Genomic DNA, 20,086 nt, shown 5'->3' on the forward strand with positions numbered 1-20,086 from the left:
TCGCAGGTATGCCCCGCGGTCGCGGCGGCATTTCGAGAGGAAGTCCCTTGGCGCATCTGCTGGTTATCGAGAGCTGGGTGGGGTCGATGAGCAGACTGCTGCCCAGGGCGATCCGTGAAGGCGGACACGAGTTCACCTTCGTCACCCGCGACCTGCACCACTACCTGCGCGGGGCCGGATCCGACGGCCCACACCCGCTGCTCGCAGCGCGCAACATCATCACCGCGGATACCAACGACATCGACGAGCTGCTGCCCCACCTGGAACGGTTGCACGCGGTGCTCGCCTTCGACGGCGTGGTCTCCTCCTGCGACTACTACCTGCCGACCGTGGCCCGTACGGCCGAGCGGCTGGGCCTGTCCGGCCCGGTGGCCGAAGCGGTCGAGGCGGCCTGCCGCAAGGACCTGACCCGCCGGGTGCTGGCCGAGGCCGGAGTGCCGGGCCCCCGCTTCGCGCTCTGTGCGGACGAGGTGCAGGCCGCCGCCGCTGCCCGGGAGATCGGCTATCCGCTGGTGGTCAAGCCCGTGGACCTCTGTGCTGGGATGCTGGTCCGTGAGGTCCGAGACGAGCGGGAGCTGGAGCTCGCCTGTCGTGCCCTGGCCGAGTTCCCGGTCAACGCGCGTGGCCAGGACCGGATGCCCGTCGTCCTTCTCGAAGAGCTGCTCACCGGCCCCGAAGTCAGTGTCGAGACCGTCTCCTTCGGCGGTGGCACGAGCGTGGTCGGTGTCACGGACAAGAGCATCGGCGGTGCGCCGGCCTTCATCGAGACCGGTCACATGTTCCCGGCCGCGATCGCGCCAGGCTCGGAGCAAGAGGCCACCGACACGGCTGTGGCCGCCATCAAGGCCCTCGGCCTGGACCACGTCGTGTGCCACACCGAGATCAAACTGACCCCTGGGGGGCCCAAGGTTGTCGAGGTCAACCCCCGCCCGGCCGGCAACCGGATCACCGAACTCGTACGGCACGTCACGGGCATCGACTTGGCCGCAGCCTGCGTGGACGTCGCCCTCGGTCGTGCGCCCGACCTCACGCCGCGTCCGACCGGCGTCCACAGCGCCGCCATCGCCTTTCTGCTCCCCGACACCACCGGCACCCTCACCGCCATCGGGGGCGCCGACGAGGTCCGGGCGCAGCCCGGGGTGCTGGAGCTCACCCTGGCCGAGCCGGGTCGTGCCGTACGTGCCGCGACCAGCAACAACGAGTACCTCGGCCACATCATGACCGCTGACACCCGGGGCCGTGGGGCCCGGGATGTCGCCGAGCGGCTCATCGCGCACCTGCGCCCCGCCTATGAGGAGTGTTCGGCCGAGCTTCCCTCGGCGGTGCCCGCATGACCGCACCCGCGCTCCACGAGCCCGCCGTACGCACCCTCGACCAGCTCATCGCGCACGTCCGCGCCGGTGGCTACGGCCCCGACCCCGCCGAGGAACGCATCGCGCTCGCCTTCACCACCGCCCAGGCCGTCCGCCATACCGGCCGCAACAGCGGATACCGCAACGAGGTCCTCAGCCTGCGCCTGCACGCGGCGGTCGGATCCTGCGCCGTGGAGCCGGGAGCACTGCCAGCGGCGGCACTCGACGACTGTGTCGGCGTCTCGGTGGCCGAACTCCTCGACCACCCGATGCTTCCCGTGCAGGTCGCCGCACTCGATGCCTACCTGAGCCATGTCCGACCCCACACCCCCGACCATGGCGCCCGCCCTTACGCCGTACCGGCCGGCGGCTCCCTGCACCGGTCCAGAGCCCGGGCCCGTGCCGTGGTCGATCTGCTGCCCGCGACCGGGATCCGCCGGGTCCTCGTCATCGGCGTGGTCAACTCCCTGCTGGAACAGCTGCGTGCGCGCGGCCTGGAGTACGTGCCCTGCGACCTCAAGGGCGGCGCCACCGAGTGGGGCGAGCCCGTACGGACCGATGCCCTCGCGGAGCTGGAGCTCTGCGACGCGATCCTCGCCTCCGGCATGACCCTGGGGAACGGCAGCTTCCAGCCGCTGCTCGACCATGCCGCCACGACCGGCAAGCCCCTGGTGATGTTCGCGCAGACAGGCAGCGCGGTCCTGCCGAGGTTCCTGGGCGCCGGGGTCAGCGCCGTGTCCGCCGAGCCGTACCCCTTCTTCTGGCTCGACGGCGGCCCGGGAGTCATCCACCGCTACGGGGGTGCCCGGTGACCACCGCCCTCCCGTTGCACCGCCCGCCGGCCCGCAGCGCGAACCCGGAGCTGCTGACGCTGATCGGCCGCACCCCGCTCGCCCGTATCCGCACGGAACTGCCCTACCCCCACCCCGGCTTCTGGGCCAAGCTGGAATGCCTCGGCGCCGGCGGCATGAAGGCACGGTCAGCCGTGTCGATGCTGCTCGGCGCCCGCCGGCGCGGTGAACTCCGTCCGGGCGCCACCGTCGTCGAATCCACCTCCGGAACCCTGGGCATAGGGCTCGCCCTCGCCGGGCAGGCCCTCGGGCACCCGGTGGTCCTCATCGGTGACCGCGAGCTCGAACCGTCCATGCGGCAGCTGCTGCGGACGTATGGAGCGCAGCTGGAACTGGTGGAGCGGCCGGCCGCTGAAGGCGGTTGGCAGGCCGCCCGGATCGCCCGTCTGCGCGAGGTCCTGGCCCGGACACCGGATGCCTACTGGCCCGACCAATACAACAACCCGGACAACGCGGCTGGTTACCTCTCCATGGCGGCCGAACTCTGTGAGCAGATCGAGCACCTGGACGTGCTGGTGTGCAGCGTTGGCACCGGCGGACACAGCGCCGGCCTCATCGGTCCGCTGCGCCGCCGCTGGCCACGGCTGAAGGTCATCGGCGTCGATTCCATCGGCTCCGCCATCTTCGGCCAGCCCGCCCGGCCCCGCCTGATGCGCGGCCTCGGCAGCAGCATCCACCCCCGCAACGTCGCCCACCACGCCTTCGACGAGGTCCACTGGGTGGGCCCCGCCGAGGCCGTCGACGCCTGCCGCCGGCTCGCCCGTACCAGTTTCGTCAGCGGCGGCTGGAGCACAGGAGCCGTCGCCTTGGTCTCCGCCTGGGCTACCCGCGTCGAGACCGGGGCGGTGGTCGCGACGGTCTTCCCGGACGGTCCGCACCGCTACCTCGGCACTGTCTATGACGACGACTACTGCCACGCACACGGCCTTGACCGGGCGGAACTCGCCGTCCGTCCTGTGGAGATCCCCCACCCGCACGCGGTCGAGGCCATTGGCTGGACCCGCTGCCGCACCCTCGTCGACCCGCTAGCGGCGAGCCGTCCGCTCCTGCCCGCACCGGCCCGGGAAGGTGCCGCATGAGACTGACATGGCACACCACGGAGCTGGCACTGGCCGAGCCGCTGCGCATCTCCCGCTCCGTGATGGCCGGCCGCGACGCCGTCTGGATCGCGATCGAACACGGCGGGCTGACCGGATGGGGCGAGGTGGTCAGCAGCGACTATCTCGGTCTGCCCACCCCCCGCATCGTCCGGCACCTCACCATGGCGCGGCCCGCCGTCGAACGCCTCCCCGACCCCGAGACCGCCTGGGACGAACACGTCCCCGACTCGCTGCCCGACCTCTCGCGACTGCCGGCCGGTGTACTCGCCGGACTGGAGGCTGCCCTGCTCGACCTGATCGGAAAAAGGACCGGCAGGCCCGCTCACCAGCTGCTGGGCACACACGCCGCGCCGGCCGTGCAGACCGCCCGTACGATCGGCATCGTCGCGCCCGTACAGGCGGCCGCACAGGCCGCCCGCCTCGCGCTGAGCGGCTTCACCGTCCTCAAGGTCAAGGCCGGATCGCCCGATCCGGCGGAGGACCTCGCCCGGCTGAGCGCGGTACAGGTCGGAGCCCCAGGGGTAAGCCTCCTCCTCGACCCCAACGGAGCGTGGACCGAGCGCCAGGCAATCGACCTGCTGCCGCGCTTCGCCGCCCTCGGCGTCACCGCCGTGGAACAGCCCATCGCGCCCGGCCGCCCCGACGCGCTCGCCCGCGTGGCCAAGGAATCCCCGGTCCCCGTCATCGCCGATGAGGACGCCGTCTCCTACGAGGACGCCGTCGCGCTCGCCGGACTGGTCCACGGAGTCAACGTCAAGCTCGCCAAATGCGGCGGGGTACGAGCCGCGCTGCGCATCCACCAGGCCCTGCGCGGCTCCGGGACGGACCTGATGCTGGGCTGCCTCACCGCCAGCTCGCTCGGCATCGCCCCGGCCGTGCACCTCGCCGACCGGGCCCGCTGGGTCGACCTCGACGGGCACCTGCTGCTCGCCGACGACCCCTGGACGGGCATCGGCGGCGCCGACGGCACCGTACGGGCCCCCGACCGAGCAGGCCTCGGAGTCACACGCACCCACATGGCGGTCGTCCGGTGAAGATCCTCAGCTCCATGCGCGACTTCCCGCTAGCGGTACGCCTGCTCCTGGTCAACCAACTCGGCGTCAACACCGGCTTCTACCTGCTCATCCCGTACCTCGCCACCCACCTCACCGACGATCTGGGGCTGTCGGCAGCCGTCGTCGGCATCGTCCTCGGCCTGCGCAACCTCAGCCAGCAGGGCCTCTTCCTGATCGGCGGTTCCGCCGCCGACAGGCTCGGCGCCCGCGGCGTCATCATCGCGGGTTGCGCCCTGCGCACCCTGGGATTCGGCCTGTTCGCCCTCGGCGACAGCCTGCCGCTGCTGATCGCCGCATCCATACTCAGCGGGCTCGCGGGGGCCCTCTTCAACCCCGCCGTGCGGACCTACGTCGCCCAGGAGGCTGGGGAGCGCAAGGCGGAGGCGTTCGCGCTGTTCAACGTGTTCGCCACCACCGGGGCGTTGCTCGGACCGCTGCTCGGCAGCCTGCTGCTGCTCGTGGACTTCCGAGCCGCCGCGGTCACCGCGGCCGGTGTGTTCGCCGCCCTCACCCTCGCGCAGCTGCTGGTGCTGCCCGCTCGGGAGACCCCGGCCCCTGAGACCAGAATGCTCGGTGATTGGCGTGAAGTCGCGGGCAACCGCCGGTTCCTGGCGTTCTCCCTCGCCATGATCGGCATGTACGGCCTGGAAAACCAGCTGTACCTGCTGCTGCCCCGTGCGGCGACCGACGCCTCCGGCTGGGGCGGCTCGGTCGGCCTGCTGTTCCTCGCCGGGACCGTCGCCAACCTGCTGTTCCAGCTCCGCATCACCCGCGCACTGAAAGCCCGGGGGAGCAGAGGGTGCTGGATCGCCATGGGTCTGGGCGTTATGGGCCTCGGATTCGTGCCCCCGATGTTCGTCGCGGGCACCATCACCGGGCACCCGCTGCGCCTGCTGCCGGTGCTCGCCGGGGCCCTGCTGCTGCACCTCGGGGTGATGGTCGCCTCGCCGTTCGTGATGGAGCTGATACCGGCCTTCGGCCGAGCGAACCTGACCGGCACGTTCTACGGGCTCTTCTACGCAATCTCCGGCGTCGCGGCCGCGGCAGGCAGCGTGGCCATCGGCTGGTCCATGGACGCGGCCGGCCACACGGGCCTGACCTGGTTGCCCTATGTCTGCTGCCTCGCCCTCGGGCTGTTCTCGGCAGGGGCTGTGGCGTGCCTGCAGCGAAGACGCGCCCTGCCCGCGCTGGAGGCACCCGATCCGACGACCCCCGCGCTCCCCGACCGGCTCCGAAGCGAGACCCGATGACAGAGACGACCACCGGCAACCTGCTCACCGACCACCCCGAGCTCTACGAAGAGCGCTTCCCCGACCCGGACCGCCGGGCGGCCCGCTGGATCGAGGACGTGCTGGCACGCCACGGCGCGGGCTCCCGCGTCCTCGACGTCGGCTGCGGCACCGGTCGCGACGCCGCCTGGCTGCACCACGAGGCCAGTCGCGAGGTCACCGGCATCGACACATCCGACGCCATGCTGGCCCACGCGGCCACGCACCATCCGGGCCCCGGCTACCACCGGGCGGACATGCGCGACTTCGACCTCGGAGCGACGTTCGACGCGATCGTCTGTCTGGACAGTGCCCTGCTCTACTGCCACACCAACGAAGACCTCGCCGCCTTCCTCACCCGCTGCCGTGAACACCTCACGCCGGGCGGCCTGCTCGTCGCTGAGATGCGCAACGGGGCGTTCTTCCTCGGCAACACCGAGCTCCTCGACGGCCCGCGCACCAACACCTTCGCCTGGCGCGGCACCACGTACACGTCCCACACCACCCTGTGGATCGATCACGGCGCACAACTCCTGCGCCGCCGGAGGATCTGGACCGCCGACGACGGCGGCCCGCAGGAAGAGCAGCGCTCCGCCTGGAGGCTCCTCTTCCCGCAGGAACTCCGATACTTCCTCACCACCGCAGGCTTCGAGGTCCTCGCACTCCACGACGGACCCGGCCCCCGCACCGAACCGCCGTGGAGCGAAGGCGGGGCCCCGCACGGGACCACGAGTTCCGACCGCCTCCACCTCATCGGCCGGCTCAAGCCCCACCCCAGCAACGGAGACACCCCCGCATGAACGACGCCCGCTCCAGCCTTGCCCGCAGAAGCTTCCTCATCGCCACCGGCGCCACCGCCCTCGCCTTCACCGCCGCCTGCGGCACCGGCACCACAACCCCGGACGCCAAGAACGCCGCAGCGGGAACCCCCAAGCAGGGCGGCCGACTGCGGGCCGCCTTCGCCGGCGGCGGAGCCAGCGAGACCCTGGACCCGCACGCCGCCAACCTCTTCGTCGACGCCGCCCGCGCCAAGGCCCTCTTCGACAAGCTCGCCGACTTCGGCGCCGACCTCGCGGCCGTCCCCAGGCTCGCCGAGAAGTGGGAGCCCAACGAAGCTCTCGACACCTGGCGCATCACCCTGCGCAAGGCCGCCTTCCACGACGGCAAGCCCGTCACTGCCGAAGACATCCTTTACAGCTACCGGCGCATCGCCGACCCCAAGGGCACCTTCCGCGCCAAGGCATCCCTGGAGCCGATCGACCTCGACGCCAGTCGCGCCATCGACGCGTCCACCGTCGAGTTCAAGCTCAAGCGCCCGTACGCCGAATTCCCCAACATCCTCGCCGCATTCGGCGCGTACATCGTCCCCAAGGACGCCAGCGCCTTCGACAAGCCCATCGGTTCCGGACCGTTCAGCTTCGTCTCCTTCAAGCCGGGCAGCTCCCTCGTCGTCAAACGCAACGACGCATACTGGGAAGGCGCCCCGCACCTCGACGAACTCGAATTCGTCGTCGCGTCCGAGGAATCGGCACGCGTGAGTGCACTGCTCGGCGGTCAGGTCGAGTACGCCCACGAGCTGGACCCGGCCACCGCTCGCACGCACGAGGGCAAGGGCAAGATCGACATCGTCCGCCTCCCGGGCAGCGCGATGCAGGGCTTCGTCATGAAGACCGACCGACCGCCGTTCAACGACCCCCGGGTCCGCCAGGCCTTCTTCCTCATCGCCGACCGCAAGGAACTCGTCGACGGAGCCCTCTCCGGCGCCGGAGAGGTCGGCAACGACCTGTTCGGCAAGGGCTACGAGTACTACCCGGCCGGCCTCCCGCAGCGCACCCAGGACCTGGACAAGGCCCGCGCCCTGCTCAAGGAGGCAGGCGCCGAGGGCCTCAAGGTCACCTTGGACACCGCCCCCGCCGCCACCGGCTTCGTCGAGGCCGCCGGCATCTTCAAGGAGCAGGCCGCCAAGGCCGGCATCACCGTCGAGGTCAAGGTCGGCAACAAGGACACGTACTGGAAGGACATCCTGTCCTCGGGCACCTTCGCCTCCTACCGGTCCGGGGCCATGCCCATCGAGTCCCACATCTCGCAGCGGCTGCTGACCGGCTCCACCACCAACGCCACCAAGTGGCAGCAGAAGGACTTCGACGACCTCTACCAGCAGGCCCAGTCCACCCGCGACGCCACGCAGCGCGGCGCGCTCTACGAGCGGATGCAGCGCCGCCTCTACGACGAGGGGGGCTTCCTGATCTGGGGCTTCGCCGACTGGATCATCGCCACCGCGCCCAAGGTGCACGGGGTGTCGAAGCAGGCCCCCGCCAACACCCTCGACTGGGCCCGCTTCGACAAGATCTGGCTCGCGTGACACCGCACCTGCCATGGATCGGCCGCCGCCTGCTCCTCGGACTGGGGCAGACGGCGGCCGTCGTCCTGTTCATCTTCGCCCTGACCGAGGCGCTGCCCGGTGACGCGGCCGTCGCTCTCGCCGGGGACCAGCCCGATCCCGCCCGCATCGCCCGCATCCGTGAGGCGATGGGCCTGGACCGGCCGGCCGCCGAACGCCTCATGGACTGGGTCGGCGGCCTCCTGCAGGGCGACCTGGGCACTTCCCTGGTCAGCGGCCGGCCCGTCACCGGCTACCTGACCGCCGGACTCGGCCCCACCCTCCTCCTTGCTGCGGCAACCCTCACCCTGCTCATCCCGCTCTCCCTCGGGCTCGGCGTCCTGGCCGCCCGTCGCGAGGGCGGTCGGCTCGACCGGACCGTCAGCGCCCTGACCCTCGCGGCGCACGCCGTGCCCGAATTCGCCATCGGGGTCCTGCTCGCCACGCTCTTCGGGCTGTGGCTGGGCTGGCTGCCGCCCACCGCCGTCGGCGCCGACCCGTTCACCGAGCCGGCCGTCCTGATCCTGCCCGCCGTCGTCCTGCTGTCGCGACCCGTATGCACCATCAGCCGCCTCGTGCGCGCCGGGATGATCGATGCCATGGCATCGCCGTACGTCGCTCAGGCCCGCCGCTACGGGGTTTCCGGCGCCCGTGTCACCTGGGCCCACGCCCTGCCCAACGCCTTCGCCCCCGCCACCCAGCAACTGGCCCGCACCTGCGACTGGCTCCTCAGCGGAGTGATCGTCGTGGAGGCACTCTTCGTGATCCCCGGCCTCGGCACCGTACTCATCGAAGCCGTCGCCGCCCGCGACCTCCCCGTAGTCCAGGGCATGGCCGTCGTCTTCGGCGCCGTCACCGTCGCGGTCAACCTCGCAGCCGACCTGGCCGCCCGCCGCTTCGCACCCCGATCCGAGGTGGCGGCATGAAGCAGAAGCACACAAGGTCCCTCTTCGCGCTCGGTCTGATCATCCTTCCCCTCCTTCTCGCGCTGGTCGGGCCCTTCATGGCGGGCCCTGCCGCACCCCGCGCGGTCTCCTTCTCCTCCGGCGACGGGCACTGGCTCGGCACCGACTTCAGCGGACGCGACGTCTGGCACCAGGTACTGCTCGGCGGCCGCTCCGTTGTGATCGTGGCGATCGCGGCCACCGCCCTCGCCTATCTCGTCGCCATCCCCCTGGGCCTCGCCGCGGCCCTCACCCGCCGCACCTGGCTGGAGGAGGCACTGATGCGGCCCCTGGACGTGGTCATCGCAGTCCCCTCGCTCCTCCTGGTCCTGCTCGTCGCGGCCACCCTCACCCCGGGACCGGCCGGACTGACCGTCCTCGTCGGCCTGGCCGCCGCACCCGACGCCGCCCGCGTCGTGCACGCGGCGGCCGTCGAGATCTCCTCCCGGCCCGCTGTGGAAGCACTGCGCATGCAGGGCGAATCCTGGTGGCGCACGGCCATCGGGTACGTGGCCCGCTCCATGCGCCGCACTCTCGCCGCCGACGCAGGGATCCGGCTCACCGGAGCCCTCTACTTGGTCGCGACCGCCGCGTTCCTCGGCGTGGGCGTCCAGCCGGACGCCGCCGACTGGGCAGTCATGGTCGACCGCAACCGCACCGGCCTGTTCCTCCAGCCCTGGGCCGTGGTCGTGCCCGCCCTGCTCATCGCGGCCCTGTCGATGGGCACCAACCTCCTGTTCGACGCCGCCCTCCAACATCAGACCCCTCGGAAGGGAGCGGCGCGATGAACCTCGTCGCAGAGGTACGGGACCTGCGGGTCGACATCGGCGGACGGGCGATCGTGGACGGTGTGAGTCTTGCCGCCCATGCGGGCAGCGTCACCGCCGTCATCGGCCCGTCCGGCAGCGGTAAGACCACCACGGGTCTTGCCCTCCTGGGCGAGTACCCGGCCGGAGCCGTCGTCGACGGCGAGGTGCACACCCCCGCGGGCCCGGTCGGATACATCCCCCAGCACCCGGCCTCGGTCCTCAACCCCGCCCGGCGAGTGGGTGCGTTGCTCGCCGACATCGCCGCCCGCCAGGGAGGAGACCGGCTCGCACGCAGGCGCCGCGTCGAAGAGGCCCTGCGCCTCGCCCAGCTCCCGGATCCGGAGTCCGTACTGCGCCGATTTCCCCACCAGCTCTCCGGCGGCCAGCAGCAACGGGTGGTGCTGGCTCAGGCCTTGCTGCTGGGCGCCCGGGTCATCGTCGCCGACGAACCCACCACCGGGCAGGACGCCCTCACCAAACGGGGAGTCGTGGCGGAGCTGGCAGCAGTGGCCGCACAGGGCATCGCCGTCATCCTGCTCAGCCACGACCTAGACGTCGTACGGGAGCTGGCCGACGAGGTCGTGGTGATGCGTGCCGGGCGCGTCGTGGACCGCGGCCCCGCCTCGTCAGTCCTGGAGGGTCTCGAACCGGGACGGCTGGGCACGGCGCGAACGCCACGCCCACGGGGACCCCTGCGTCTGGAGACGCGCAATCTGACCGCACGGCACCTCGCCACCCGGGGGGCGCCCGAGGTGCTGAGCGACATCGCAGTCTCGGTCGCGGCCGGGGAGTGCCTGGCCCTCGTCGGCAGGTCCGGCAGCGGCAAGACCACGCTGGGACGCTGCATGGCCGGGCTGCACCGCGCGTACCAGGGCACGGTCCTGCTCGACGGGACGCCGATGCCGCGCAGCCTGCGTTCCCGTCGCCGAGCCGAACTGGCCGCCGTACAATACGTGTTCCAGGACGCCAAGGCCGCCTTCGACGAGCACCGGCCGGTCCTCGACCAGGTCGCCCGCACCGCGGTACGGCTCTGCGGCGCCGCCCCGGAGGAAGCGCGGCGCACGGCTCTGAGCACCCTCGGCGAGTTCGGTCTCGACGAGAGCCTCGCAGCGCGCCGCCCGGGAGAACTCTCCGGCGGCGAACTCCAGCGCGCCGCACTGGCCCGGGCTTTGCTGGCAAGGCCGCAGGTCCTCATCTGCGACGAGATCACCTCCGGCCTCGACACGGCCACGCGCACCACCATCCTCGACGCCCTCGCCCGGCTCAGAGAACGCGTCGATCTCAGCCTGGTGTTCATCACCCACGACCTGGCGGCCGCCGCAGCCCTCGCGGACCAGATCGCGGTCCTCGACTCCGGCCGCATCGTCGAGGCCGGCCCGGCGAGTGAACTGATCGAGACGCCGCAGCACCCCCTCACCAAGGAGCTCCTGTCGGCCCCGCTGACAGCGCTCCCAGGCGGCCCGCCGGGATGCTGACCGCAGGCATACACCGGCGCTCTGGCCGGGCAGCCCGCTTCGGCGGCGGCGTGCGGCTGGTGATCAAGTGGAGGGCGGGAACGCACAGGGACATACCGCAAGCGATGACCGTTCCGGTTTCCCTCTGGCAGGGAGGACGCCATGCGCGTCTCCCCAGTCCGTGGTGCGGGCGCGTTGGTCGGGGCCACGTTGGTGCTGACCTTCGGCTGGTGCTCCCAGCCCAGTGCCGGTGCCGACCCCGCGGCCGGCGGCTGGCGGGCACCCCCGTCGGTCACCATCCCCGTCGTCGCCTCCACCAATGTGTACGGCGACATCGTCGAGCGGATCGGTGCCGACCGGGTGGATGTCGTCTCGATCCTCAGCGACCCTACGCAGGACCCGCATTCGTACGAGGCCACTACGCGTAACCAGCTGGAGCTCTCCAAGGCGAAGGTCGTCGTCGAGAACGGCGGTGGCTATGACGCATTCATCGATCGGATGCTCCGCAGCTCAGGCAACTCCTCCGCTGACGTGATCAACGTCGTGGACCTGTCCGCAAGGCCGCTCCCTCAGGCGGGCCGCTGAACGAGCACGTCTGGTACGACTTCCCGACGATTGGCCGACTCGCGGACCGGATCGCCGCAGCGCTGGCCCGGGTCGCACCCGCCGACGCGGGCACGTTCCGGGAGAACGCGAAGGAATTCCGGGACGAGCTGGCATGAGACCTGGTCCGGCTCGGCATGGAAGGCCACCGCTGGGGGCTGCCCATTGCGCCCGGTACGGTCCGCCGCCGTGTCGAGGAGGTCCTGGACGCCGTCGGAGCCCTGCCCTACGCGGACGCGCCCGTGGGCATGCTGTCGGGCGGGGAACAGCAGCGCGTCCGCATCACGCAGGCCCTGGCCACCGACCCGCGGATGCTGCTGCGCGACGAGCCCCTGCTCTACCGCGACCTCCAGCACCAGCGCGCCGTAACGGACCTGGTGGACCGGCGGCGACGCTCTGCCGGCACCGCGGTCGTCTTCGTGACGCACGAGATCAACCCGGTGCTCGGCATGGTCGACCGCGTCCTGTACCTGGCCCCGGGCGGCTTCCGGATCGGCCCGCCGGACGAGGTGATGACCACGACCGCCCTGTCCGAGCTGTACGGGACCCACGTCGACGTCCTGCGTGTCCGGGGCCGCATCGTCGTGGTGGGGCGCCCGACACGGCCGACGTGCACCACCCCTCGGGCGCAGCCAACGGCACCAGCGGCACTACCGGCGGTGGACGGCCATGACCGGACCGTGGCCGCTGGCCGACGGCGGTGCGGACGGCGGCGTCTGGCGGCAGATCTTCAACTTCGCCGGAGACCAGGGCCCGAAACCCGTCCCATTTCGGCTCCCGGCCCAGCCGGCCGCAGATCCGGGCCGGGACGGAAGCGCTCAGCATCGGCTCCGGCAACGTCCACGTCACGGGAGATCCCTCCCCCCAAGCGCTCCAGTGCTGTCATTCTGCTGCCGAGTCCCGCTTTCAGGCCGGATGGTTGGTCTCTTCGGGTGGTCTGTGCTGTGCGGCATCTCGGTAGAGGCCGTTTGGGTAATGGTGATGTCGGCGCCCGCGGCCACTTTGCGTAGCCTCGTCATCAGAAGGGCACCGGACAGCTATTCCGCCACCGCTCCGCCGGTCGCGGTGGAAAGGGGTGCGGGATGTCGATGACGAGTCGGCGCGGTCTGCTGGCGAAATCTGCGGGAGCGGTGGCGGTCGCTCTCGTCCCCGGATGCGGCGCGGCAGGGGTGGACAGGCCGTGGGAGCGGCCGGTCGCCACGATCGACGGGCGCGTGGACTGGAACGCCTTGCGCGCGCAGTTCCGCCTACAGTCAGGTTGGGCGAACCTTGCGTTGTTCTATCTGGCCTCGCATCCAAAGGTGGTGCGGGACGCGGTGAATCACCTGAGTGCACAGGTCGACGCCAATCCTCTCTCGGTGCCCACGGGGCTGGCACTGCCCGATGGCCCTACCGGTTGGCCCCGAGTACGTCAGGCACTCGCGGCTTATCTGGGAGGCCGGGCCGAGGACGTCGCGGTGACGGCGAGTACGAGCATCGGGCTGGGCGTTTTCTACAACGGCGTTGTGACCCGCCCGGGACAGGAGTTCCTGTTGACGGAGCACGACCACATCGCCCATCGCACGGCCGCCCGGTTGGCCGCCGTCAAGCATGGCAGCACGCTACGGCTGGGCTCCTGGTTCGCCGATCCGGCCACCGCGACGGCGGACGGCATCGCGGCGGCGGTCGGGGAGGCGATTCGCCCGAACACCAGAGTCGTGGGGATCACCTGGGTGCAGTCGAGCACGGGGCTTCGGATGCCGGTGCGTGCGGTGGCCGAGGTGGTGCGACGGGCCAATGAAGACCGCAGCCCTGCCGACCGGTGTCTGCTGGTCGTCGACGGTGTGCACGGGCTGGGGGCGGTCGACGAGGATGTTGCCGGCCTGGGCGCGGACGTGGTGATCGCCGGAACGCACAAATGGCTGTTCGGTCCAAGGGGAACGGGGTTGGTGTGGGTGGCGCCGGACGTCCTCGACCAGCTGCGGCCCACATTCGTGAGCTTCATCAGCGGCGGGGGAGCAGCGCCTTTGTCGCCCGGCGGGTTCCTGGCCTTCGAGCATGCCTTCGCCCTGCCGGTGGCTGTAGCGCTGCATGAGCAGCTGGGCCGAGCACGCGTTGCCGCCCGCATCACACAGCTGTCGACGCAGGTGAAGCAAGGACTGAGCCGCATCCCCGGGGTCACCGTGCACACCCCTGCCGATGCGAAGCTGTCCGCGGGCATCACTTGTTTCAGCGTGGCCGGCCACACCCATCAGCAGGTCGTCGACCACGCCGCCACCCGCCGCGTGCGCCTGTCCACCTCGACCTACACCCGGATCGGTACCGCTGTTATCAACACGCCGGCCGAGATCGACACCGCCCTCAACAGCCTGGCCGACCTCACCCGCTGAACCCGGCCCCTGACGCCAACCAATCCTTGACGTCGTCAGCTGTGGAAGCCGCTGCTTTCCAGCGGGTCACTGGTGCTCGGCGCTGCCGTGGTCCTCGTGCTGTGCGGTGGGGGCGGTCGTGGTGCTGTTGGTGGTGTGCAGGGTGAAGGCGGCGGTGCGGACGCTGCCTTGGTGCTTGAAGTCGAGGAAGAGGCGGTACGCGCCGTTGGTGGGGGCGGTGGCCACGAAGGCGATCCCGGGGCCGGGCTGGGTGGCGCCGTCGCCGGGTTCGCCTTCGGGGTGGACGTGGAGGTAGGCGAGGTCACCGGAACGCAGGGCGACGAGGTGGCCGTAGGCGCCGAGGTAGGGCTCGAGACCGGTGACGGGCTTGCCGTCCTTCGACACGCTCAGCGTCAGGCCGGTCATCTTGCCGGCCGTGAGCGTGCCGTCGAGCGTGACGGTGTAGCCGTCGATTTCTGCGGTGGCCTTCTGGGGTGGCAGCTCTCGCGGCTGGTAGGGGCCGGCGACAGCGAGGTCTGCGCCCAGGGTGAGGGGCTTGGCGCCCTGCTTGGCGGGGGTGAAGTCGGCGAAGACACGGTAGTCGCCGGCCGCTGGCAGGTCGACGGGGGTGCTCCAGGTCCCGTCCGCCCCCAGGGCGGGGTGTAGATGGCGGAAGGTGTTCAGGTCGCGTGAGGCGACGATGAGGTGCAGGTCCTTGTCGTGGGCCCTGGCGTAGTCGGTGACACCTTTGCCGGCCTTGTCCTTGATGGCGAAGCGCAGTAGGGCTTCCCGGCCAGTGGCCAGGCGCGGGGTCAGCAGGTCGAGGGTGTAGCCGTCCTGGGAGATCTGCAGTCCGCCCGGGAGGGGCGGTGTCGCTGCGGTGTGCTGGTCGCCGTGGTTCATCGCGTTGCTCTCCTGGTGTGCGGCGTGCGGGGTGGTTGGCGTGTTGCCGGTGAGCGGATCGGCCACTGCTCCTATGCCGTAGGCGCCGGTGAAGGTCAAGGCGAGGGCTGCACCGTAGAGGCCGATCTTGGCTGTGGTGTTCATGGTGGTCTCCCGTGTCGGGCGTGGGCCGGAGCGGCGCGCTGGAGATTCTCTAGTGACCAGAGCATACCCCCAGGGGGTATCAGTGCAACGAGCTGAGGAGTTTGCTTTTCATACGGGGTGGGGGTATACCTGAAATCAGTCTCAGATACCCCCAGGGGGTATCAAGGTCCGCTGATGGTTGGAGAACCACATGTCCTCGTCCTGCTGCTCCCCGAACAACACCTGCTCCACCGCCGCGCAGTCGTCTGTGGCCGTGGACGGCGTCCGCACCGTGTACGCGGTGTCGGGTATGACCTGCGGTCACTGCAAGGACGCGATCACCAAGGCGGTCGGCGCCGTGGACGGCGTCAGCCGCGTCGAGGTGGACCTCGCCTCCGGGCAGGTCACGGTGGTCAGCGCCGCCGATCTTGACGACCGGGTGATCGCCGCCGCCGTGGACGACGCCGGCTACGAGGTCACCGGCCGCGCGGCCTGACCCCCCCCCCCCCTCTTCTCCGTTCCGGGCCGCCGGGGCCTACCGGCCCCGGCCGTCCGCCGCCACCAGGAGCACGCATGAGCACCGCCACCACCACCGTCGCCACCGGCGCCGCCGAGGTCGAGCTCGCCATCGGCGGCATGACCTGCGCCTCGTGCGCGGCCCGGATCGAGAAGAAGCTCAACCGCATGGACGGGGTGAGCGCCACGGTCAACTACGCCACCGAGAAGGCCAAGGTCACCTTCGACGCCTCAGTCTCGGTCGCCGATCTCATCGGGACGGTCGAGGCCACCGGCTACACCGCCCGCGAGCCCGAACCGCCCGCAGCGCCCGCAGGCGGTGCCGGCCAGGGGGACGCCGGGGGCGAGGGCGAGGACGAAGCAGGCGCCCTGCGGCCGCTGCGCCAGCGCCTGATCACCGCGGTCCTGCTGTCTGTGCCGGTCATCGCGATGGCGATGGTCCCGGCCCTGCAGTTCGACTACTGGCAGTGGCTCTCCCTGACCCTGGCCGCGCCCGTGGTCACGTACGCGGCCTGGCCGTTCCACAAGGCCGCGTTCACCAATGCCCGGCACGGCGCTGCCGCGATGGACACCCTGATCTCGGTCGGGACGTCGGCGGCGTTCCTGTGGTCGGTGTGGGCGCTGTTCTTCGGCACGGCCGGCACGCCCGGTATGACGCACCCCTTCGAGCTGACCATCGCCCGCTCCGACGGCTCGGGGAACATCTACCTGGAGGCCGCCGCCGGCGTCACCGCGTTCATCCTGGCGGGCCGCTACTTCGAGGCCCGCTCCAAGCGGAAGGCCGGCGCGGCGCTGAAGGCACTGCTGGAGCTCGGCGCGAAGGACGTCACCGTCCTGCGCGGCGGCCGCGAGGAGCACATCCCCACGGCCGAGCTGCGGGTGGGGGATCACTTCGTGGTGCGGCCGGGCGAGAAGATACCGACCGACGGCACCGTGATCGAGGGCTCCTCCGCGGTGGACGCCTCCATGCTCACCGGCGAATCCATCCCCGTCGAGGTGAGCGTGGGCGACTCCGTCACCGGGGCGACCCTTAACGCCGGCGGCCGCCTCGTCGTCGAAGCGACCCGCGTCGGCGCCGACACCCAGCTGGCGCGCATGGCCAAGCTGGTCGAGGAAGCGCAGAACGGCAAGGCCGCCGCCCAGCGCCTCGCCGACAAGATCTCCGCTGTGTTCGTGCCCGTGGTCATCGCCCTCGCACTGGGCACGCTGGGATTCTGGCTTGGCAACGGCGCCGGGTGGACCGCCGCGTTCACCGCCGCGGTCGCCGTGCTGATCATCGCCTGCCCCTGCGCCCTGGGCTTGGCCACGCCGACAGCGCTGATGGTCGGCACCGGCCGCGGCGCCCAGCTCGGCATCCTCATCAAGGGCCCCGAGGTCCTGGAGTCGACCCGCAAGGTCGACACCATCGTCTTGGACAAGACCGGCACCGTCACCACCGGCAAGATGACCCTCCTGGCCGTCCACACCGCCACTGGCGCCGAGGAGACCGAGGTCCTGCGGCTGGCGGGCGCTTTGGAGCACGCTTCCGAGCACCCCATCGCCCAGGCCGTCGCGACCGGTGCCGCCGACAAGGTCGGCTCCCTGCCCGCTCTGGAGGACTTCGCCAACCTTCCCGGACTCGGCGTCCAGGGGATCGTCGAGGGCCACGCCGTTCTCGTCGGCCGCGAGAAGCTTCTTGCCGAATGGGCCATCACCCTGCCCGCCGCCCTGAAGGAGGCCAAGGACCGGGCCGAGGCGGCCGGGCGGACCGTGATCGCGGTGGCCTGGGACGGCGAAGCCCGCGCGGTCCTGGAGGTCGCCGACGCCGTCAAGGACACCAGCGCCGAAGCGATCAGCCGCCTGAAGGCCCTGGGGTTGACGCCGATCCTGCTGACGGGCGACAACCAGGCCGTCACCGAGGCGGTGGCCGCCGAGGTCGGTATCGAGCAGGTCATCGCCGAGGTGATGCCCGAGGACAAGGTCGACGTCGTCAAGCGCCTCCAGGCCGAAGGCCGCAGCGTGGCCATGGTCGGCGACGGGGTTAACGACGCGGCCGCCCTGGCCCAGGCCGACCTCGGCCTGGCGATGGGCACCGGCACCGACGCCGCGATCGAAGCCGGCGACCTGACCCTGGTCCGCGGCGACCTCCGGGCAGCCGCCGACGCCATCCGCCTGTCCCGCAAGACGCTGGGCACCATCAAGTCCAACCTCTTCTGGGCCTTCGGCTACAACGTCGCCGCCCTCCCCCTGGCCGCCGCCGGCCTGCTCAACCCGATGATCGCCGGAGCCGCCATGGCCTTCTCCTCGGTCTTCGTCGTCGGCAACAGCCTGCGCCTGCGCTCCTTCCGCGCCGGCAGCTGAGCCCCCTGCCCGCAGACACCCCCGCCCGGCCAACCGGGCGGGGGCACCGGCACATCCGCAGCGGCGCCGACGGAACACACCACCGCACCCCGTCGTTACACCTATACCCCCCGGGGTAATCAGTGAAGTGAAGGGATCGCCGTGCACGGCTACACCGCCAACAAGGACGACGTCCTCAAGCGACTGCGCCGCATCGAAGGCCAGGTGCGGGGCCTGCAGCGCCTGGTCGAGGAGGACACCTACTGCATCGACGTCCTCACGCCGGTCAGCGCCACCACCAAAGCGCTGCAGTCCTTCGCCCTGACGATGATGGACGACCACCTCCAGTCCTGCGTGGCCGACGCCATCGCCCAAGGCGGCGAAGCGGCCCAGGACAAGATCACCGAAGCGTCCCAGGCGATCGCCCGCATGGTCCGCTCCTGACCCACCGCGAGCCTGCCCGGGCCGGTCAGCGCTGCTTCGCCCCACCGCGTACGGCGGTGACCAGCCATGAGCTGCTGCGCAGCCACAGCGCCCCGTCCGCCTCGTAACGGCCGAGCGCATCGGTCAGCACCTGGCGCGCCTTCGTCTGCTGCTGCGGGGTGACCTGGCTGAGCAGGTGGCGTCCGGGGCCGGAGTCCAGCAGGAACGCCGCGGCGTCTTGCGCGTCGGCGCCCCACTTCCCCGGCACCTCGATGCGCTGTACGTCGACATCGGTGAACCCGCCCGCGGTGACCAGGGTGCGGATGCGGTCGGGGTCCGTGAGGGAGAACATGCCGGGGCCGCCGGCCTTGCCGAAGCCGCCGAGCGGCACGATGGCCTCCAGTGAGGCAAGCGCCTCGAGCCACTGGTTGGCCTCGGCTTCGGCCGCGCAGATGAAGGCCAGCCGGCCGCCGGGGCGCAGTGCGCGGTGGAGGTTGGCGAACGCGGCGACGGGGTCGGCGAAGAAGGTCATGCCGTACCGGCTGATGACCGCATCGAAGCCCTCGGCGTCGAACGCGTGGACTTGCGCGTCGCCCTGGGCGAAGGAGACGTTCTCCACCCGCTCCCGCACGGCGCTCTCGCGGGCCTGCGCCAGCATGGGGCCGGACAGGTCCAGCCCCAGTGCCTGTCCCCGGCCGGCACGCCGGGCCGCGAGGCGGGTGGTGCGGCCGGCCCCGCAGCCGACGTCCAGCACGCAATCGGTTTCCGCGATGCCCGCGGCCAGGAGGGGTTGGTTGAAGCCGTCGTTGACGGCGTCCCAGCGGTCCTGGCTGCGGGCCCACTGCTCGCCCTCGTATCCGTTCCACGCCTCTGCCTGCGCGGTGTTGGCGAAATGAGCCATGGGTGACTCCTCCCACCGGGGCGCAGCACGGCGCCCCGGCCCTAGTATGGGCAAGTGCCCAAACAGTATGGGCGGATGCCCATACTCGCAATGGGGTTGAGGGAAGGGGCGGTTGTGTCACCTCGTGGAGTGGCGATTCCGGATTTGCGCGAGCGGTTGTTCGCGGCCGCGGAGCGGGTGGTGGCCCGCGACGGCGCCGCGGCTCTGACCAGCCGCGCGATCACCGCGGAGGCTGACTGCGGCAAGGGCGTCCTGCACACGCATTTCACCGGCCTGGACGAGTTCGTCGCCGAGCTGCTTCTTGACCGGTTCGCGCGCAGTGCCCGCCAGGCCGAGGCGCTGGAGGCGAAGGTGGGCGAAGGCACGGTCGCCGGCAACCTCCAGGAAGTCGTCCTCGACCTGCTGGAGGCGCTGCCTGCGGCGGTGGTGGGGCTGGCGATGACTCGTCCGGGAGCCGCACTGCACACCCGGGAGGGGTTCCAGTCCGGCGCGCCCGCCTTCGATGCGATCCAGCACGCCTTCACCGCCTACCTGCAGGCCGAGCAGCGCGGCGGCCGGCTGGCCGTCGGCGCCGACACCGCCACCATCGCGCTCGCGCTGGTCGGCACGGTTCACCACCTGCTGATGACACGCGTTCCCGGACAGGGAGAGGACGCGGAGGCGACCACGCGGCGGCTGCTGGCCATTCTGCTCGGTGGCGCCGGGCAGCCGCCCACGGCATAGCCCCCGGACCCAGG

General features: G+C 71.2%; 20 protein-coding genes. 18 read left to right on the top strand and 2 right to left on the bottom strand.

Annotation, left to right across the window (positions count from 1 at the left end):
• The first annotated feature begins 47 nt into the window (after window positions 1-47).
• The 14 genes from BGK67_RS32735 (at window position 48) to BGK67_RS32795 (ending at window position 14,185) form a co-directional block, all read left to right on the top strand.
• Window positions 48-1,334 (top strand): ATP-grasp domain-containing protein, encoded by a 1,287-nt coding sequence (locus BGK67_RS32735; RefSeq protein WP_069923438.1) that lies wholly within the window; start codon window positions 48-50, stop codon window positions 1,332-1,334.
• A complete protein-coding gene (locus tag BGK67_RS32740; RefSeq protein ID WP_069923439.1) occupies window positions 1,331-2,164 on the top strand; it encodes a Rossmann-like domain-containing protein in 834 nt (277 codons plus the stop codon). The genes BGK67_RS32735 and BGK67_RS32740 overlap by 4 nt, the downstream gene beginning before the upstream one ends.
• A complete protein-coding gene (locus BGK67_RS32745; RefSeq protein WP_069923440.1) occupies window positions 2,161-3,282 on the top strand; it encodes a PLP-dependent cysteine synthase family protein in 1,122 nt (373 codons plus the stop codon). The genes BGK67_RS32740 and BGK67_RS32745 overlap by 4 nt, the downstream gene beginning before the upstream one ends.
• On the top strand, window positions 3,279-4,337 hold the full coding sequence (locus BGK67_RS32750) for a dipeptide epimerase (RefSeq protein WP_069923441.1): 1,059 nt from the start codon (window positions 3,279-3,281) through the stop codon (window positions 4,335-4,337). Before BGK67_RS32745 ends, BGK67_RS32750 begins: the two co-directional genes overlap by 4 nt.
• Window positions 4,334-5,608 carry an MFS transporter gene (locus BGK67_RS32755; protein WP_069923442.1) on the top strand — a complete coding sequence of 425 codons (1,275 nt, stop codon included), beginning with the start codon at window positions 4,334-4,336 and terminating at the stop codon, window positions 5,606-5,608. Before BGK67_RS32750 ends, BGK67_RS32755 begins: the two co-directional genes overlap by 4 nt.
• Window positions 5,605-6,426, top strand: a complete 822-nt coding sequence (locus BGK67_RS32760) for a class I SAM-dependent methyltransferase (protein WP_069923443.1) — start codon at window positions 5,605-5,607, stop codon at window positions 6,424-6,426. The genes BGK67_RS32755 and BGK67_RS32760 overlap by 4 nt, the downstream gene beginning before the upstream one ends.
• Window positions 6,423-7,988 (top strand): ABC transporter substrate-binding protein, encoded by a 1,566-nt coding sequence (locus BGK67_RS32765; protein ID WP_069923444.1) that lies wholly within the window; start codon window positions 6,423-6,425, stop codon window positions 7,986-7,988. The genes BGK67_RS32760 and BGK67_RS32765 overlap by 4 nt, the downstream gene beginning before the upstream one ends.
• Complete coding sequence (locus BGK67_RS32770; protein ID WP_069924289.1) at window positions 7,976-8,932, top strand: ABC transporter permease; 957 nt, start codon at window positions 7,976-7,978, stop codon at window positions 8,930-8,932. The genes BGK67_RS32765 and BGK67_RS32770 overlap by 13 nt, the downstream gene beginning before the upstream one ends.
• Window positions 8,929-9,738 carry an ABC transporter permease gene (locus tag BGK67_RS32775; RefSeq protein ID WP_069923445.1) on the top strand — a complete coding sequence of 270 codons (810 nt, stop codon included), beginning with the start codon at window positions 8,929-8,931 and terminating at the stop codon, window positions 9,736-9,738. Before BGK67_RS32770 ends, BGK67_RS32775 begins: the two co-directional genes overlap by 4 nt.
• Entirely contained in the window at window positions 9,735-11,234 is a 1,500-nt protein-coding gene (locus BGK67_RS32780) for an ABC transporter ATP-binding protein (protein WP_069923446.1), read from the top strand. Before BGK67_RS32775 ends, BGK67_RS32780 begins: the two co-directional genes overlap by 4 nt.
• 141 nt (window positions 11,235-11,375) lie before the next feature.
• A complete protein-coding gene (locus BGK67_RS41310; protein ID WP_079154517.1) occupies window positions 11,376-11,798 on the top strand; it encodes a metal ABC transporter substrate-binding protein in 423 nt (140 codons plus the stop codon).
• A 29-nt stretch (window positions 11,799-11,827) separates the two neighbouring features.
• The gene (locus BGK67_RS41315; RefSeq protein ID WP_432215535.1) at window positions 11,828-11,935 is read left to right on the top strand and encodes a hypothetical protein; all 108 of its coding nucleotides are present in this window, start codon (window positions 11,828-11,830) and stop codon (window positions 11,933-11,935) included.
• An 18-nt stretch (window positions 11,936-11,953) separates the two neighbouring features.
• The gene (locus BGK67_RS41320) at window positions 11,954-12,826 is read left to right on the top strand and encodes an ATP-binding cassette domain-containing protein (protein WP_069923447.1); all 873 of its coding nucleotides are present in this window, start codon (window positions 11,954-11,956) and stop codon (window positions 12,824-12,826) included.
• 72 nt (window positions 12,827-12,898) lie between these two features.
• Window positions 12,899-14,185 carry an aminotransferase class V-fold PLP-dependent enzyme gene (locus tag BGK67_RS32795; protein ID WP_107488912.1) on the top strand — a complete coding sequence of 429 codons (1,287 nt, stop codon included), beginning with the start codon at window positions 12,899-12,901 and terminating at the stop codon, window positions 14,183-14,185.
• A gap of 66 nt (window positions 14,186-14,251) precedes the next feature.
• On the opposite strand, the gene BGK67_RS32800 is transcribed toward BGK67_RS32795, so the two are convergent.
• Window positions 14,252-15,211, bottom strand: a complete 960-nt coding sequence (locus tag BGK67_RS32800) for a hypothetical protein (protein ID WP_069923448.1) — start codon at window positions 15,209-15,211, stop codon at window positions 14,252-14,254.
• A 190-nt stretch (window positions 15,212-15,401) separates the two neighbouring features.
• Between BGK67_RS32800 and BGK67_RS32805 the strand changes: the two genes are divergently transcribed.
• The 3 genes from BGK67_RS32805 to BGK67_RS32815 all read left to right on the top strand — a co-directional run bounded on the left by BGK67_RS32805 (window position 15,402) and on the right by BGK67_RS32815 (window position 18,469).
• Window positions 15,402-15,686, top strand: a complete 285-nt coding sequence (locus tag BGK67_RS32805; protein WP_069923449.1) for a heavy-metal-associated domain-containing protein — start codon at window positions 15,402-15,404, stop codon at window positions 15,684-15,686.
• Window positions 15,687-15,763: 77 nt separating this feature from the next.
• Window positions 15,764-18,046 carry a heavy metal translocating P-type ATPase gene (locus tag BGK67_RS32810; protein ID WP_069923450.1) on the top strand — a complete coding sequence of 761 codons (2,283 nt, stop codon included), beginning with the start codon at window positions 15,764-15,766 and terminating at the stop codon, window positions 18,044-18,046.
• Window positions 18,047-18,187: 141 nt separating this feature from the next.
• The gene (locus tag BGK67_RS32815) at window positions 18,188-18,469 is read left to right on the top strand and encodes a metal-sensitive transcriptional regulator (protein ID WP_069923451.1); all 282 of its coding nucleotides are present in this window, start codon (window positions 18,188-18,190) and stop codon (window positions 18,467-18,469) included.
• A gap of 25 nt (window positions 18,470-18,494) precedes the next feature.
• On the opposite strand, the gene BGK67_RS32820 is transcribed toward BGK67_RS32815, so the two are convergent.
• Window positions 18,495-19,349 (bottom strand): class I SAM-dependent methyltransferase, encoded by an 855-nt coding sequence (locus BGK67_RS32820; RefSeq protein WP_069923452.1) that lies wholly within the window; start codon window positions 19,347-19,349, stop codon window positions 18,495-18,497.
• 114 nt (window positions 19,350-19,463) lie between these two features.
• Between BGK67_RS32820 and BGK67_RS32825 the strand changes: the two genes are divergently transcribed.
• The gene (locus BGK67_RS32825) at window positions 19,464-20,072 is read left to right on the top strand and encodes a TetR family transcriptional regulator (RefSeq protein ID WP_069923453.1); all 609 of its coding nucleotides are present in this window, start codon (window positions 19,464-19,466) and stop codon (window positions 20,070-20,072) included.
• Window positions 20,073-20,086: the final 14 nt, after the last annotated feature.

This window comes from Streptomyces subrutilus, from assembly GCF_001746425.1.
Lineage (GTDB): Bacteria > Actinomycetota > Actinomycetes > Streptomycetales > Streptomycetaceae > Streptomyces > Streptomyces subrutilus_A.

What these genes read in the sequence shown, in the direction of transcription:
- BGK67_RS32760 (WP_069923443.1), top strand. Translation starts at nt 5,605, where the DNA reads ATGACAGAGACGACCACCGGCAACCTGCTCACCGACCACCCCGAGCTC.
- BGK67_RS32820 (WP_069923452.1), bottom strand. Translation starts at nt 19,349, where the DNA reads ATGGCTCATTTCGCCAACACCGCGCAGGCAGAGGCGTGGAACGGATAC.
- BGK67_RS32810 (WP_069923450.1), top strand. Translation starts at nt 15,764, where the DNA reads ATGAGCACCGCCACCACCACCGTCGCCACCGGCGCCGCCGAGGTCGAG.
- BGK67_RS32780 (WP_069923446.1), top strand. Translation starts at nt 9,735, where the DNA reads ATGAACCTCGTCGCAGAGGTACGGGACCTGCGGGTCGACATCGGCGGA.
- BGK67_RS32765 (WP_069923444.1), top strand. Translation starts at nt 6,423, where the DNA reads ATGAACGACGCCCGCTCCAGCCTTGCCCGCAGAAGCTTCCTCATCGCC.
- BGK67_RS32795 (WP_107488912.1), top strand. Translation starts at nt 12,899, where the DNA reads ATGTCGATGACGAGTCGGCGCGGTCTGCTGGCGAAATCTGCGGGAGCG.
- BGK67_RS41320 (WP_069923447.1), top strand. Translation starts at nt 11,954, where the DNA reads ATGGAAGGCCACCGCTGGGGGCTGCCCATTGCGCCCGGTACGGTCCGC.
- BGK67_RS32775 (WP_069923445.1), top strand. Translation starts at nt 8,929, where the DNA reads ATGAAGCAGAAGCACACAAGGTCCCTCTTCGCGCTCGGTCTGATCATC.
- BGK67_RS32750 (WP_069923441.1), top strand. Translation starts at nt 3,279, where the DNA reads ATGAGACTGACATGGCACACCACGGAGCTGGCACTGGCCGAGCCGCTG.
- BGK67_RS41310 (WP_079154517.1), top strand. Translation starts at nt 11,376, where the DNA reads ATGCGCGTCTCCCCAGTCCGTGGTGCGGGCGCGTTGGTCGGGGCCACG.
- BGK67_RS32740 (WP_069923439.1), top strand. Translation starts at nt 1,331, where the DNA reads ATGACCGCACCCGCGCTCCACGAGCCCGCCGTACGCACCCTCGACCAG.
- BGK67_RS32800 (WP_069923448.1), bottom strand. Translation starts at nt 15,211, where the DNA reads ATGAACACCACAGCCAAGATCGGCCTCTACGGTGCAGCCCTCGCCTTG.
- BGK67_RS32805 (WP_069923449.1), top strand. Translation starts at nt 15,402, where the DNA reads ATGTCCTCGTCCTGCTGCTCCCCGAACAACACCTGCTCCACCGCCGCG.